Genomic DNA, 15,141 nt, shown 5'->3' with positions numbered 1-15,141 from the left:
CGCGCGCCACCAGGCCAGGGGCCATCACGACGCGGTCGACGCGCCCGGCAGGGGAATCGGGGGCGCTGCCGGCGTCCCGAGTCGGCCCGCAAGCCAGGGAAGCGCAGCGGCGAAGACGCGGGCGGCCGAGCCGAAGTCGTGGTCGCCCTCCTGCGGAACCACGGCGCACTGGATGCCGTCACTGCTGGCGAGTGCGCATAGGTAGTTTGCGACGGCGCCGTGATCCTCGGGATCGATGTCGCTCGGATTCTGATCGGCCGGCGGACTCGATCCGGCCGGGCGGTGGACCACCGGTCCGGTTCCCGAGACCGCGAACCAGCCCGCCGGACCGGTGTACGGACCGTGCGCCGTCATCACCGTGGCGGGATCGAATGCGGCGAATGCCGTTGCGTCACCACCGAACAGACGGGCGACGGTCTGCTCCTTCGACCCGGCGTTCGGACCCAGCCCACCGTCGATGTCGACGAAGGCGCTGAACAGTTCGGGGTGCATCACCGTCGTCAACAGAGCGCAGGTTCCACCGGAGGACCACCCGACGATGCCCCAGTGCGCCGCATCGGGGCTCGTCCCGAAATGAGCGATCACGTAGGGCACGACGTCCTTGGTGATGTGGTCGGCGGCGTTTCCACGCACTCCGTTCACGCATTCGGTGTCGTTGCTGAACTCTCCACTGGTATCGGTGAACACCAGCACGGGTGCATTCCCGTCGTGGGCGGCGGCGAATGCGTCGGCCGTGCGCTGCGCGCCACCCGTAGTGGGCCAGTCCGCGGGGTGTCCGAACTCACCTCCGGCCATCACTATGACCGGCAACGCTGGCGTCGTGTCGCCTGCGAACCAGGCGGGCGGCAGGTACACCAGCTCGTCACGATGTCTGAATCCGGACGCGTCATCGCCGATCCTGACGGACACCAACGTGCCCTGTGCGGGTCGTCGGTGAAGCCGCCGCATGTCCATCGCCCCGGCCTCGTCTGTCTGGGTGGGCAGGGCTGCGCCGTTGGCCCTGTCCCATGCCGAGCTCACGGTCGGCAGGTAGCCGGTCCACGCGTCGACGACGAGCGCCACGCACATCGCGCACATCGGAATTGCCACCAGGGCAACGCTTCTGCGCCACCAGCGGGCGCTGCGCCAGCCCGCTATCGCCACCACCGCCGCCACGCCCGTCATCGCGAGCCACGGCCACAGCTCCACCGGGGCCGGATCGTCGGCCAGGGCCAGGTAGTCGACGAGCCAGTACGCGGCGCCTGCGAGCGCGACGCCCACCGCGAGGGACAGCGGAATCCAGCGCAGCCACCAACTCCTCGACCGCCATCCGACCGCCGCGACGAGCACGCCTGCGGTAACCACCTGGACGACGATGGGGAGCCAGCCGTGGGTCAGGAGGACGTCCATCTATTCATGTATCGCAAATTCAGTTGTGAACTAGCTGGGCGCACCGCTCGCCGGAGCGCTCGGACAATCGTTGTGCGCGGGCACGCCGTCGAAGCGATCGCCGATCCACTCGACGAGACCCGCCGTTTCGTCGCCGTCCTCGTGGCGCGCAATCGACGAGACGACGTCCCCCATGGCGCAGGCCCTGGCCAGGGCGGTCTCCGTCGCGGCCTGGGGGATCAGGCCGTCCGGTCCGTCGAGCACCACCAACATCGGCGCCGCCGTTGGGGCCTGAGGCAGCGACGTCTTCTGCAGGTATCCGCGGAGCACCTGCGTCGCGTCCGGGCTGTCCGGACGGAGGTCGTCGGGGCCGAGCGCCTTGGTGAGCTCCGCCCGCGCCTGGAATGCGGGACCCCAGCAGGCCGAGAACGTGTCCCAGTTGTCCTTCACCACTCCGTGGCGGTAGGCGTCGGGGTCGAAGTCGTCGTATTCCTTCGCCAAGGCGGCAACGAACTGTTGCAGGGTCAGCTGCTGATCGGCGGTCAGGGTGCCGTCGGCTGCGCCGTCCGCCAGCCAGTCGAGCGCCGCGGTCGGGGCCACCGCCGCGACGCCCACCAGGTTCAGCCCTCCGCGATAGTCCGTCGTCAACTCGTTGGCCGCCCATGCCGCCTGCCCGCCCTGGCCGACGCCGTAGGCAACCCAGTTCTCGGACGTCTTGGGCACGAGCTTGCGGGTCGCACGCACCGAGTCGATCAGGTCGTAGCCCTCGGACGTCGAGTCGAGAAACGGGTGATAGGCACCAGCGAGGCCGAGCCCCTGGTAGTCGGACATGGTGACCACGTAGCCGGCTTGGAGCAGCGCGGTCACGTCCGGTGCCGAGCCCAGCAGCGTCGGCGATGCCGATGGCGCGCACTCGGGTTGGATACCGGTCGCGGGGTGTCCGAACGCCACGATTCTCCAGCCGCCGGGCGGCGGGTCGCCTGGCGGCACGAACACCGTTCCGGACACCTGCGGGTGGCTGTCGTTGATGCCGGACGTCGACACATACGTGATCCGAGCCGCAAGCGACGCCGCCGCCCGGAGGTCTGGGTCGAGGTCCGGAAGGGATTCCGCGGCAACCAGCGTGCCTGGCCCGGAACCGCTGAAGTCCCCGGCCAGGGCTGCCCCTCTGGGCGCCTCCGCGCGTTCCGGCGGGTGCGCATCGCACCCGACGAGCAACACGGCGCTGGTCAGCACCGCGAGCAGGGTGCCGCAGCGGCTCACTCGGTTGACCCCAGCATCTCTTCGCACGTGTCCGCCAGCGCGGTCCGCAGCGGGGCCGCGCGATCGGCGATGTCCTGCTGCGCACGGACGTACGCCGCGCGCCCCGCCTGAGTCTCGATGGCGATGGGTGCGAAACCAAGGCCGGACAGGTCGTAGGGACTCGCGCGCATGTCGAGCTCGCGTGCGTCGGCGGCCAACTCCAGGCAGTCCACGAGCAGGTCCGAGCCGACGAGTGGCCCGAGTTTGTAGCACGCCCGGTAGAGGTCCATGTTCGCGTGAATGCACCCCGGCTGTTCGGTGGCGACCTGCCCGGCTCGGCTCAACGGTTCGGCATTGCGGTGAACCGCGGGAGGCGTGAAGAACCGGTAGGCGTCGAAGTGACTGCACCGCAACGGCATCGACTCGACCACCGCATCGGTGCCGGCAGCCCCGAGCCTTAGCGGCACTTGGGCGTGGCGCACCTCGGGGGCCCGGTAGACCATCGCCCACTCGTGCAGCCCAAAGCAGTTCATCCGAGCGGGCCGGTTCGCCGTGGCGCGGAGCAGCCGGGCCAGGTACGCGACGGTCTCGACGCGGGCCGACAGGTGCTCGCGGGTGACTTCGACGGCCGAGCCGCGCAGTCCATAACCGGGGCGATCGAGGAACCTACGCGCCGCAGGGCCCGCCAGCGCCACTCCGAAGCCCGGATGCCAGCGCCGCAACTGGCGCGGCTTGAGGCTGTAATAGGTGAACAGGAAGTCCCACACCGGGTGTGCTTCGCCGCGGCCGGCGCGCGCTTGGTGCGGCGCCACGAATGCATCCACTCGTTCCACATGCCGCTGCTCGCGGGCGCTCCACGCCGCTTGCTCGAGCACGACCGGTTCAGACACGGTGCGTTCCGTCACGCACCGTCCCGACCAGGTCCTCGACCAGGTCCTCGAGCGCCACCATCGCCGTGACCCGGTCTTCGCCGGCCGTGACGAGCGCCAAATGACTGTTGGTGCGGCGCATCGTGGACAGTGCATCGGGCAGTGACAAGGTTTCGACGACACGAGGCAGCGGTCGCACCATCGACGGGTCCACGACTGCATCGGGATCGTCGACCAGGGGCAGCACGTCCTTGATGTGGACGTATCCGGTGAATCGACCGACGGCGTCGACGACGGGGAACCGGGAATAGCCGGTTTCGGCGAGCGCCTGCTGGATCGCCGCGACGGTCGGCACCATTCCGTCGGCGGCCGCAGGAACCGCGTGAATCTCGCCGACCGGTACGGCGACGTCCTTGACGACACGATTGCGGATCTGCAGCGCCCGCGACAGCCGAGTGTGCTCTTCGGGGTCGAGCAGCCCTTCGGACAGTGACTCGGCGATCATTTCCGATAGTTCGATCGTCGACACCGTGTTCTCGAGCTCGTCCTTGGCTTCGACACCGAACGCGCGCAGGGTGAGCTTGGCGCACCAGTCGTAGAAGCCGATGAACGGCTTCACCAGCCTGATGTAAATCAGGTACGGCGGAACCAGGAGCATCGCTGCCGATTCCGGCCCGGCGATCGCAATGTTCTTGGGCACCATCTCGCCCAGCAGCACGTGCAGCACCACCACGACCGTGATCGCGACGACGAACGACACGGTGTGCAGCACCGCGTCGGACACGCCCAACAGATCGAACGGCTTCTCCAACAGATGCGCGACCGCCGGCTCGCCGACGCGGCCGAGCAGGATCGAACAGATCGTGATGCCGAGCTGCGCACCGGCCAGCATCAGCGAGAGGTTCTCACCGGCTCGGATGACCGTCATCGCACTGCGCTTGCCTTGTTCGGCAAGGGCTTCCAGCCGGTCGCGGCGTGCCGAGATCAGCGCGAACTCCGCGGCGACGAAGAACGCGTTGGCAGCGAGCAACACGACGGTGAGCAGTACACCCAACAGGTCACCCATCGTCCGGCTCCTCTTCAGCGGTCAGCCTGACCAGTTTGATGAGGTCGATGCGGCGGCCGTCCATCCGTTCGACGGTCGCCTGCCATCGCGGTGAGCCCTCGGGCGGCATGTCGGGGTCGAACTCGGTCAGCGTCACGGAATCACCCTCGACTGGGATGCGTCCCAGCTCTTGGAGCACCAGACCACCAATGGTCTCGTAGTCGCCGTCGTGGGGGCGGAATGGAGTCTCCGTGTCCACCTCGTCGATGCGCAGCAGCCCAGACACCTGCCAGCCGTTGCGCATCTCGACGACGTCGGGTGTCTCGTCGTCGTGCTCGTCGCGGACGTCGCCGACGATCTCCTCGATGAGGTCCTCGACGGTCACCATGCCTGCGGTGCCGCCGTACTCGTCGACGACCAGCGCCGTCTGCAGGCCGTTCGCCCGGATCTGAGTCATCACCGAGTCCCCGTCGAGGGTGGAGGGCACCGTGGCTACCGGCTGCGCCAGCGAAGCCAGGCTGGTCTTTGGCCGGTCGGCTCTCGGTATCTCGAAAACCTGTTTGACGTGCACGATTCCGATGGTCTCGTCCAAGTCGCCCTCGACGATCGGGAAGCGCGAGTAGCCGGTCTCCATCGCCTTGGTCACCAGGTCGTCGACGGTGTCGTCGGCCTGCAGGACCTCGATCGTCGAACGGGGCGTCATCAGTTCCTCGGCCGTCCGCGTGCCGAACCGCAGCGAACGGTCGACGAGCGTTGCCGTCGCGACGTCGAGTGACCCACTCCGGGCCGAATTCCGCACCAGGGACACCAATTCCTGCGGCGAGCGTGCCGAGCGCAACTCTTCGGCGGGTTCGATGCCGAGTCTGCGCAGAATCCAGTTGGCGGTTCCGTTCGTCAGCTTGATCAGCGGGGTGGTCGCCATCGAGAACACCAGCTGGGGGCCGGACACGACGCGCGCCGTCGCCAGCGGCTTCGCGATCGCGAGGTATTGCGCAACCAGTTCGCCGAACACCATCGACACCGAGGTCGCGATCAGCAAGGCCAGCGCCAGCGCGATGCCGTCGGCGAAGCTCCTGGTCAGTGACAACGCGGCGAAAGCCGGTCGTAGCAGCTCTGCGAGCAGCGGCTCGGCCAAGTACCCGGTGATCAACGTGGTGATCGAGATGCCGACCTGCGCGCCCGACAGCTGGAACGACAGCGTGCGATGGGCCCGCAACACCAGCTTGTCGCGGCGGCCGCCGGTGCGGGCATTCGCTTCGACAGTGCTGCGTTCCAGCGCCGTCAGGGAGAACTCGGCCGCGACGAAGACCGCAGTACCGGCGGTGAGCAGGACGAACGCGAGCAGACTCAGCAACGTCGTGGTGACACTCATCGCAGGCTCGGGGATCGGGCGCCGGGCACGTGGCCCGGCGAACTACTGGACGGTTCGGCGTCGTCCGGATCGGACGCAGCGGCGGTCACGGGCGCCAACGGCACGTGATCCCTTTCCCTCGCCTGCATCATGAAGTACTCATGTTAACCGGTCGTGGCAGGTCCGTCGGCTCACCAGCCGGTCGGAAGCGGATGCCCCTCGGCGAATCCCGCCGCTGACTGCACGCCGAGGACCACCCGGTCGTGCAGCTCGGCCAAGGTGGCGGCCCCGACGTAGGTGCAGGTGCTGCGCACTCCCGAGGTGATGTAGTCGAGTAGGTCCTCGACACCTCCCCGGGCTGGGTCGAGCCCCATCCGGGACGTCGAGATGCCTTCCTCGAACAGCGCCTTGCGGGCGCGGTCGAAGGCGCTGTCGCCCGCGGTCCTGGCGGCCACCGCGCGTTTGGACGCCATGCCGTAGCTCTCCTTGTACAGCCGGTCGTCCCGGTCGTACAACAGGTCGCCCGGCGACTCGTAGGTCCCGGAGAACCACGATCCGATCATCACGTTGGCCGCACCCGCTGCGAGCGCCAGAGCGACGTCGCGGGGGTGTCGCACGCCGCCGTCGGCCCACACGTGGCCACCCAATTCCCTTGCTGCGGACGCACATTCGCGGACAGCCGAGAACTGTGGGCGGCCGACGCCCGTCATCATCCTGGTGGTGCACATCGCGCCGGGTCCGACGCCGACCTTGACGATCGACGCGCCCGCGGAGATGAGGTCGCGAGTGCCGTCGGCGGAGACGACGTTGCCGGCGGCCAGCGGCAACCCGAGGTCGAGCGCGGCGACGGACTTGATCGCGTCGAGCATCTTGACCTGGTGACCGTGTGCGGTGTCGATGACGAGGACGTCGACGCCCGCTTCGGCCAGCGCGCTCGCCCTTGCGGCCACGTCACCGTTGATGCCGAGCGCGGCGGCGATGCGCAGCCGTCCCGTCGCGTCGACGGCGGGCGTGTAGATGCCCGCGCGAATCGCGCCGGTGCGGGTGAGCACCCCGGCGAGCGTCCCGTCCGGGCCCGTCATGACCGCGACGTCGATCGGGTCGTGCTCGAGCAGGTCGAAGACCTTGCGTGGATCGGTGCCGACCGGGGCGGTGACGAAGTCGCCCACCGCGACGTCGCGCACCCGCGCGAAACGGTCGACGCCCGCACAGGACGCTTCGGTGACCAGCCCGACCGGGCGTCCGTCGGCCACGACCACCGCGGCGCCGTGCGCTCGCTTGTGGATCAGCGCGGTCGCGTCGGACACCGAGTTGTCCGGCGTCAGGATCACCGGCGTGTCCACGACCAGGTCGCGGCTCTTGACGAAGTCGACGGTCGCCTTGACCGCGGAGATCGGAAGGTCTTGTGGCAGTACGGTGAGGCCGCCGCGGCGCGCGACGGTTTCGGCCATCCGCCGGCCCGCCACCGCGGTCATGTTGGCGACGACGACCGGGATGGTGGTCCCGGTGCCGTCGACGGTGGACAGGTCGACGTCGAAGCGCGAGGCAACGTCGGAACGCGACGGCACGATGAACACGTCGTCGTACGTCAGGTCGTAGGGCGGGGTGTGCCCCTCAAGAAATCTCATCGACCTCGAGTCTAGTTTTTCGCCGAGACTGCGGGGAGATCGAGTTCTGGAGTCAGATCGCGATCTGTGCGCAGTCTCGGCGTCATGCCTCGACTTCGCTGCGATCGCCACTCCACAGCGTGTGGAAGCGAGCGGCCGGGTCGGCGTCGATGCGCCCGTAGGTGTGCGCGCCGAAGAAGTCGCGCAGCCCCTGGGTCAGCGCCGCGGGCAGCCGTTCGGTGCGCAGCGCGTCGTAGTAGGACAGCGCCGAACTGAAGCCGGGGATGGGGATGCCCAACGCCGTGGCGGTGACCACGACGCGGCGCCAGCCGTCGACGGCTTCCTCGACCGCGGTGCGGAAGTAGGGCGCCACCAGGAGCGTGGCCAGCTCCGGGTCCTCGTCGTACGCCTCCTTGATGCGGTTGAGGAACTTCGCCCGGATGATGCAGCCGCCGCGCCAGATGGTGGCCAGGTCGCCGGGCGTGATGCCCCAGTCGTATTCGAGGCTGCCGGCCTGGATCTGGTTGAAGCCCTGGGCATACGCGACGATCTTCGATGCGTAAAGGGCCTGCCGGATGTCCTCGGTGAACGTCTCCGCGTTGTTCGGTTTGGCGCCAAGAGTGCCCGAGGCCAGGCCGGTGGTGGCCTTGCGCTGGGTCACCGAGCCCGAAAGGGCGCGGGCGAAGACGGCCTCGGCGATGCCCGTGATCGGAACACCCAGATCAAGCGCCGACTTGACGGTCCAGCGGCCGGTGCCCTTCTGCTCGGCCTCGTCGAGGATCAGGTCGACCAGCGGCTTGCCGGTCTTGGCGTCGACCTGGCGCAGCACTTCGGCGGTGATCTCGACGAGGTAGCTGTCCAGTTCGCCCTTGTTCCACTCGGTGAAGACGTCGGCGATCTCCGCCGCGCCAAGCCCTACTGCGTCGCGCAGCAGTTGGTAGGCCTCACCGATCAGCTGCATGTCGGAGTACTCGATGCCGTTGTGCACCATCTTGACGAAGTGGCCGGAGCCGTCAGGCCCGATGTGCGTGCAGCAGGGCACGCCGTCGACGTGCGCGGAGATCTCCTCCAGCAGCGGGCCGAGCGATTGGTACGACTCGGCAGGGCCGCCGGGCATGATCGACGGTCCGTTCAGCGCGCCTTCCTCGCCGCCGGAGATGCCCGCGCCGACGAAGTGCAGCCCGCGTGCGCGAATGGCCTTCTCGCGGCGGATGGTGTCGGTGTACAGGGCGTTGCCGCCGTCGATGATGATGTCACCTTCCTCCATCGCGTCGGCAAGCTCGTTGATGACGGCGTCGGTGGGGTCGCCCGCCTTCACCATGATCAGCACTCGCCGCGGCTTCTCCAGTGCGGCAAGGAATTCCGGGATCGTCTCGCTGCGCACGAACTTGCCCTCCGAACCGTGCGCTTCGAGCAGCGCGTCGGTCTTGGCGACGGAACGGTTGTGCAGCGCGACGGTGTAGCCGTGGTGCGCGAAGTTCCTCGCGATGTTCGAGCCCATCACGGCCAGACCGGTGACGCCGATCTGAGCGGTGCCAACGGTGTTTTCAGACGAGCTCATGGAAGCCTTTCGGTTGGGTTGTGGCACACGGTCTTTGGACTTTGAACGACGTCTTGGGCTGGAAGGGCTATCGGGCGAACAAGCGTTGGAGCTCGGTCAACCACGGTACGGCGAGGGCGATGGTCGGCACGATCAGTACGGCCGCCGCGGCCAGGTAGGCCGTCGCTGAGAGCACCAGGCTGTTGGGGCGCCCCCCGAGGCGACGCACGCGCAACACGGTGGTCGGGCCGCCTGCGGCCAGCGCGCCCGACGGCGTGTGGCCCGACGCGCACGCGACCAAGGCGCGCGCCAGGGGAGTGGGACCGACCGCGCGGACGGCGGCGTCGTCGGCGAGTAGCTCGATGAGCAGCCGCACGGCGTCCAGCGCGTTGGCGCTGCGGACGAAGCGCGGAAATGCCGCGTGAACCGCGGTGAACATCTCCAGCACCAGGTCGTGACGCGCGCGCAGGTGGGCTTGCTCGTGACTGAGGATCGCGGAGATCTCGCTGTCGGAGAGCGTGGTGAGCGTGCCTTCGCTGACCACGACGCGGCTGCGGACGCCGGGCAGGCAGTAGGCGAGTGGCTGGGACACGTCGAGGATGCGCAGGCCACTCGCCCTGGTACACACCTCGGGGGTCGAGTCGGGGAAGATGCCAAGCAGGTCGACGAGCATCCGGTGGTGGGCCCTTCGGCGCCGGGTGGCGATCGCGACCTGAATCACCGCAACGGCGAGTCGGACACCGACAACCACGGTGAGCGCGAACACCACCACGTAGAGCGTCCACAGGGGCCACCCCAGCGTGGCGATTTCGCTGCTGATGGTGGCGGTCGGGCGCCCGTCGGGACCAGGGACGAAGAGCCTGCTCGCGATCGCGATGCCCGCACTGAACGCGGAGAGCACTGCGGCCAGTGCGATCGACTGCCACAACACGATCGCGGCGCGCGGCGCCCGCATGGGCCACGACGCTCGCGCCAGCATGGCGGGCACCGGCCCCACGAGGATCAGCGCGACGAGGGTGAAGGCCAGCGCGGACACACCGTCAGTGTCCCTCAGTCAGTGCCCTGACCGCCAGCCGACTGGGCATCCCGATGTTTGGTCTCCAATTCGGCCAACGCGCGGCGCAGTGCTGCGGCTTCGTCGGCCCCAACGCGCTCGACGAAGTTCACCAGTGCGGCCGCCCGACTACCGGAGTCCGAGACCTGGTCGAGGGCGTCGACCATGAGCCCGGCGACGAGCTCGTCGCGGCCGTGGGTGGGGGCGTAGCGGTGCGCACGATCGTCGCGATGTTGGACTACCAGGTTCTTCTTCGCGAGGCGTTGAAGCACGGTCATGATCGTCGTGTAGGCAAGGTCGCGCCGTGCCGCCAGCGCCTCGTGCACCTGGCGCACGGTCTGGGGTTCGCGCATGGACCACAGGTGATCCATCACCTCGCGTTCGAGTTCCCCGAGTCGCGTCATTTTCGCCATGTTCCGTTCACTCTCCTGAGCACTGAATTCAGGGTACTACTTGCTTACTACCGTGTGTCGTATCCGAACGCAGCGCCTGATTTCGCCGGCCTCGCGTGCACCGGCGGACTAGCCGGTCAGACCCCGTTCTTCCGCCGTTGTGAGTCCAGTCACAAGGGGTTACCCTCGCCGTCGGTCACACTATAGTAAGGCTAACCTAACTTGGAGGTGCTTCATGACGACGGCCGTCGACGACCCCCTCATCTCACGCATGGCGATCAGCCGGATGTTGCCGCTGCACGAGTCGAGTCGCCGATTGCGCGAGCTCTATCCCGAGTGTCCGCGGGTGTATGGCGTCGCCGTCATGGGCGACCTCACCCGCCGTCGTTGGTGGCCGCTGTCCGAGGTGCTCACCACCGATCGGCTGAGGGTGATGTTCGACGCCGCCAGCGCCGAGACCGACAGCCGCGTCGCGGTCGCCCAGCAGCTCGCCGCCACGTTGTCGCACGTCGTCATCGGGCGGGTCGTGCCACTGCTGGTGCTCGAGGGGCGCGCGTGGGACACGGGGCTCGAGAACCTCTGGGTGCACGTCGACTCCGAGGGGGCGATCGACTGGGTCGGCGTCTCCGACCCGACGCTGCGCGTCCTGCCCGAGGACCCGTACTTCAGCAGCGGCCACTCGGGGCTGCGGCGTTGCCATCCCGCGAGGGATCGGATCGTCGCGCTCCCGAGCGAGGCGGCGCTCACGACGTGGGTGGCGCATCGCAGTCATCGCGCCCTGACGCCGCTGTTCGACAAGCTGCTCGACATCAACGCGGGCGCGTTGACCGTGCCTGCGATGTGGCACATCGTCGGGACTGCGGTGGTCAGCGCGGCAACTCAGGTGCCACTGCTCGCCGGGTCGAGCGAGGTGACCAGCATGCGCCGCGCCCAGGCGGTGCTCGATGCGCTCGTCGGCTTCGGCGCTCCCGTCCGCGGGCAGAGCCGCGGGTGCGGAAGTAAGGTCTTGCTAAATTAGGGCAGCCTTGCCTATGCTGATGCGGTACTTCCAAGGAATGTCACGCACTTCCTTCCACGAACCACCGGACCAGCCGGAGTCCTGAGGGCTGCAGAGACTCCCGGTCCACTCGAGGGCGGGCCCCCCACACCCTGCGGGGCCCGCCCGCATCTTCTGGGTCGAACAACGACGTGTAGAAGTGATTCGTGACTTCCTCTGTGCCACCGGACGTGGGCGCCGGCTTCGACGGCGAACTCGGCCTGACCTTCCTGGAGGTCACCCCCGACGGCGGTCGGGCGCAGCTGACCATCAAGGACCATCTGCTGCAGCCGTGGGGCATCGTCCACGGCGGGGTGTACTGCTCGATCGTCGAGAGCCTCGCCAGCGTCTCGGCCCACGTCTGGCTCACCGCGGACGGCGGGGGTGGCACCGTCGTCGGCGTCAACAACAACACCGACTTCCTGCGGGCCATCTCCACGGGCACGGTGACCGCCGTGTCGACACCCATCCACCGCGGGCGACGCCAGCAGCTGTGGCTCATCACCATCACCGACGAGAACGACAAACTCGTGGCGCGCGGCCAGGTACGGCTTCAGAACATGCCGGACGCCAAACCGCCTGCCTGAGCGCGTGCGCTGCTGACTGCCGCTGGCCGTGGCAATATCGCCAGCTATGCGCTTGACCCCCCACGAGCAGGACCGGCTGATGATCTCGTACGCCGCCGAACTCGCCAGGCGCAGGCAGGCGCGCGGGCTGAAGCTCAACCACCCCGAGGCAGTCGCCGTGATCACCGACCACCTGCTGGAGGGGGCGCGCGATGGCCGCACCGTTGCTGAACTGATGGTCAGCGGTCGCGCGGTGCTCGCGCGGGAAGACGTCATGGAGGGCATTCCCGAAATGCTCTACGACGTCCAAGTCGAAGCCACGTTCCCCGACGGGACGAAGCTCGTCACCGTCCACCACCCGATCCCTTAAGGCGAGCCGATGATTCCTGGAGAAGTCGTCTTCGGCGACGGTGACATCGTCATCAACGAAGGTGCCGAGCGGCTCGAGCTGAACGTGGTCAACAACGGTGACCGTCCCGTTCAGGTGGGCAGCCACGTCCACCTCCCGCAGGCCAACGCGGCGCTGGAGTTCGACAGGGCCGCTGCCCACGGCCACCGGCTCGACATTCCGGCGGGTACTGCCGTTCGGTTTGAACCTGGTGTGGCACAACATGTCTCGCTAGTGCCCTTACGCGGATTGCGTGAAGTTCATGGACTGTCGCTGACCCCGCCCGGAAAGTTGGATGCCTCGTGAGCGAACTGTCCCGGGCGCGCTACACCGCGCTGTTCGGCCCAACCACCGGCGACCGGATCCGGCTCGCCGACACCGACCTGTTCATCGAGATCACCGAGGATCGCAGCGGCGGGCCCGGCCTTGCCGGCGACGAAGCCGTCTTCGGTGGCGGCAAGGTGCTGCGCGAGTCGATGGGCCAGTCCCGTGCCACCCGCGCGGACGGCGCGCCCGACACCGTCATAACGGGCGCGGTGATCATCGACCACTGGGGAATCATCAAGGCCGACATAGGTATTCGTGACGGCCGCATCGTGGCGATCGGCAAGGCGGGCAACCCCGACATCATGTCGGGCGTACACCCCGACCTGGTGGTCGGACCGTCCACCGAGGTGATTGCCGGCAACGGCCGCATCGTCACCGCGGGCGCCATCGACTGCCACGTGCACCTGATCTGTCCGCAGATCATGGAAGAGGCGTTGGGCGGCGGCATCACCACGATCATCGCCGGTGGCACGGGTCCCGCCGAGGGCAGCAAGGCCACCACCGTGACGCCCGGGTCCTGGCACCTGGCGCGAATGCTCGAGGCGCTGGACACCTGGCCGCTGAACGTCGCGCTACTCGGCAAGGGCAACACGGTGTCCGCCGAGTCCATGTGGGAGCAACTGCGCGGTGGCGCAGCGGGTTTCAAGCTGCACGAGGACTGGGGCACCACTCCGGCCGCCATCGACGCCTGCCTGACCGTGAGCGACGCGGCGGGCGTGCAGGCCAACATCCACACCGACACCTTGAACGAAGCGGGTTTCGTCGAGGACACCCTCGCCGCGATCAAGGGCCGGTCGATCCACGCGTATCACACCGAGGGGGCGGGCGGCGGCCACGCGCCGGACATCATCACCGTGGTGTCGCACCCGAACGTGTTACCCAGCTCGACCAATCCGACCCGTCCGCATACCGTCAACACGCTCGACGAGCATCTCGACATGCTGATGGTGTGCCACCACCTCAACCCAAGCGTCCCAGAGGATCTCGCGTTCGCCGAGAGCCGCATCCGGCCTTCGACGATCGCCGCTGAGGATCTACTGCACGACATCGGTGCGATCTCGATGATCGGCTCCGACGCGCAGGCGATGGGCCGCATCGGTGAGGTGGTGCTGCGCACCTGGCAGACCGCACACGTCATGAAGCGGCGCCGCGGCGCACTCGAAGGCGACGGGGCGGCCGACAACAACCGGGTTCGCCGCTACGTGGCGAAGTACACGATCTGCCCGGCCGTTGCGCACGGTCTCGACCACGAGATCGGGTCGGTCGAGGTCGGCAAGCTTGCGGACCTGGTGCTGTGGGAGCCGGCCTTCTTCGGCGTGCGCCCGCACGCGGTGGTCAAGGGCGGAATGATCGCGTGGGCGGCGATGGGGGACGCGAACGCGTCGATCCCCACGCCGCAGCCCGTGCTGCCGCGACCGATGTTCGGCGCCTCGCCGGTTGCGGCGGCGGCCACGTCGGTGCACTTCGTGGCACCGCAGGCCATCGAGGACGGTCTGGCCGACCGGCTCGCGGTCAGCCGACGGCTGGTGGCGGTCAAGAATGTTCGGCAAATCGGTAAAGCTCAGATGCCGCTCAACGACGCACTCCCGCGCATCGAGGTCGATCCCGACACGTTCACCGTCACGATCGACGGCGACGTCTGGGCTGAGCAGCCGGCCACCGAACTGCCCATGGCGCAGAGATACTTCCTGTTCTGATGTCGAGCCTGACCGACCTCTCCACACTGCTGGCCTTGTCCGACTCGCGGCTGCCGACGGGCGGTCACGTGCACTCCGGCGGTGTCGAGGAAGCGGTGACCAGCGGGCTGGTGGTGGATCTGCCGACGCTGCGGGCCTTCCTGCGCAGGCGCATCCGCACCCACGGCCTGGTAACCGCCTCGGTGGCGAGCGCGGTTCACGCGGGCACGTGCAGCGTCGCCGAGGCTGACCGCGAAACCGACGCTCGCACACCGGCTCCCGCCGCACGCACGGCATCGCGGGCACAGGGTAGGGGACTCGCCCGGCTGGCCCGCAAGGTGTGGCCCGACGCGGACTGGGACGAGATCGGGGCCAAACCGCACCTCGGCGTGGCGGCCGGGATGGTCGGCAGGCGGAGCGGACTGTTGCCCGAACATTCCGCGCTTTCGGTCGTGTACACCACGATGACCGGGTCGGCGACGGCCGCGCAGCGCCTTCTTGCCCTCGATCCCGGTGACGTCGCGGCGCTCACCTTCGAACTATCGCCGCTGTGCGACCAGACCGCCGCCGAGGCGACCAAGGAGCTCGCCGACCTCTCCGACCCGCTGCTCGACGTGTTGGCCCAGCGCCACGCCGAACGCGAGCGGCCGCTCTTCGCCTCCTGACGCTCATAGCCCGAA

The 15,141-nt window shown here is 68.3% G+C and carries 15 protein-coding genes; 6 read left to right on the top strand and 9 right to left on the bottom strand.

The features are described from left to right. Positions 1-24: 24 nt before the first annotated feature. The 9 genes from SLQ33_RS03670 to SLQ33_RS03630 all read right to left on the bottom strand — a co-directional run bounded on the left by SLQ33_RS03670 (position 25) and on the right by SLQ33_RS03630 (position 10,489). On the bottom strand, positions 25-1,389 hold the full coding sequence (locus SLQ33_RS03670) for an alpha/beta hydrolase (protein WP_319452402.1): 1,365 nt from the start codon (positions 1,387-1,389) through the stop codon (positions 25-27). A gap of 30 nt (positions 1,390-1,419) precedes the next feature. Next, complete coding sequence (locus SLQ33_RS03665) at positions 1,420-2,631, bottom strand: lipase family protein (protein ID WP_319452401.1); 1,212 nt, start codon at positions 2,629-2,631, stop codon at positions 1,420-1,422. After that, a complete protein-coding gene (locus SLQ33_RS03660) occupies positions 2,628-3,500 on the bottom strand; it encodes a 3-methyladenine DNA glycosylase (protein ID WP_319452400.1) in 873 nt (290 codons plus the stop codon). Before SLQ33_RS03660 ends, SLQ33_RS03665 begins: the two co-directional genes overlap by 4 nt. Beyond that, positions 3,493-4,545: a hemolysin family protein gene (locus SLQ33_RS03655; protein ID WP_319452399.1), complete on the bottom strand. Its 1,053-nt coding sequence runs from the start codon at positions 4,543-4,545 to the stop codon at positions 3,493-3,495. Before SLQ33_RS03655 ends, SLQ33_RS03660 begins: the two co-directional genes overlap by 8 nt. Further along, positions 4,538-5,896: a hemolysin family protein gene (locus tag SLQ33_RS03650; protein ID WP_319452398.1), complete on the bottom strand. Its 1,359-nt coding sequence runs from the start codon at positions 5,894-5,896 to the stop codon at positions 4,538-4,540. Before SLQ33_RS03650 ends, SLQ33_RS03655 begins: the two co-directional genes overlap by 8 nt. Before the next feature lie 170 nt (positions 5,897-6,066). Next, positions 6,067-7,503, bottom strand: coding sequence for a GuaB1 family IMP dehydrogenase-related protein (locus SLQ33_RS03645; protein WP_319452397.1), 1,437 nt, complete (start codon positions 7,501-7,503; stop codon positions 6,067-6,069). An 82-nt stretch (positions 7,504-7,585) separates the two neighbouring features. Beyond that, the gene (gene gndA, locus SLQ33_RS03640) at positions 7,586-9,043 is read right to left on the bottom strand and encodes an NADP-dependent phosphogluconate dehydrogenase (protein ID WP_319452396.1); all 1,458 of its coding nucleotides are present in this window, start codon (positions 9,041-9,043) and stop codon (positions 7,586-7,588) included. Between the two features lie 67 nt (positions 9,044-9,110). Further along, the gene (locus tag SLQ33_RS03635; protein ID WP_319452395.1) at positions 9,111-10,058 is read right to left on the bottom strand and encodes a M56 family metallopeptidase; all 948 of its coding nucleotides are present in this window, start codon (positions 10,056-10,058) and stop codon (positions 9,111-9,113) included. A gap of 14 nt (positions 10,059-10,072) precedes the next feature. Then, positions 10,073-10,489 (bottom strand): BlaI/MecI/CopY family transcriptional regulator, encoded by a 417-nt coding sequence (locus SLQ33_RS03630; protein ID WP_319452394.1) that lies wholly within the window; start codon positions 10,487-10,489, stop codon positions 10,073-10,075. 214 nt (positions 10,490-10,703) lie between these two features. On the opposite strand from SLQ33_RS03630, the gene SLQ33_RS03625 reads away from it, so the two are divergent. The 6 genes from SLQ33_RS03625 (at position 10,704) to SLQ33_RS03600 (ending at position 15,126) form a co-directional block, all read left to right on the top strand. Beyond that, positions 10,704-11,486 (top strand): iron reductase, encoded by a 783-nt coding sequence (locus tag SLQ33_RS03625; RefSeq protein WP_319452393.1) that lies wholly within the window; start codon positions 10,704-10,706, stop codon positions 11,484-11,486. Between the two features lie 185 nt (positions 11,487-11,671). Next, the gene (locus tag SLQ33_RS03620) at positions 11,672-12,091 is read left to right on the top strand and encodes a PaaI family thioesterase (protein ID WP_319452392.1); all 420 of its coding nucleotides are present in this window, start codon (positions 11,672-11,674) and stop codon (positions 12,089-12,091) included. Positions 12,092-12,137: 46 nt separating this feature from the next. Next, complete coding sequence (locus SLQ33_RS03615; protein WP_319452391.1) at positions 12,138-12,440, top strand: urease subunit gamma; 303 nt, start codon at positions 12,138-12,140, stop codon at positions 12,438-12,440. 9 nt (positions 12,441-12,449) lie between these two features. Beyond that, complete coding sequence (locus tag SLQ33_RS03610) at positions 12,450-12,764, top strand: urease subunit beta (RefSeq protein WP_319452390.1); 315 nt, start codon at positions 12,450-12,452, stop codon at positions 12,762-12,764. Beyond that, positions 12,761-14,482: an urease subunit alpha gene (locus SLQ33_RS03605; protein ID WP_319452389.1), complete on the top strand. Its 1,722-nt coding sequence runs from the start codon at positions 12,761-12,763 to the stop codon at positions 14,480-14,482. The genes SLQ33_RS03610 and SLQ33_RS03605 overlap by 4 nt, the downstream gene beginning before the upstream one ends. A gap of 8 nt (positions 14,483-14,490) precedes the next feature. After that, positions 14,491-15,126, top strand: coding sequence for an urease accessory protein UreF (locus tag SLQ33_RS03600; protein WP_319452561.1), 636 nt, complete (start codon positions 14,491-14,493; stop codon positions 15,124-15,126). Positions 15,127-15,141: the final 15 nt, after the last annotated feature.

Origin of the sequence: Mycobacterium sp. RTGN6 (genome assembly GCF_033804605.1) — a bacterium.
Lineage (GTDB): Bacteria > Actinomycetota > Actinomycetes > Mycobacteriales > Mycobacteriaceae > Mycobacterium.
The sequence above is the reverse complement of the archived record's forward strand: the minus strand, read 5'-3'. Positions and strand labels throughout refer to the sequence as shown.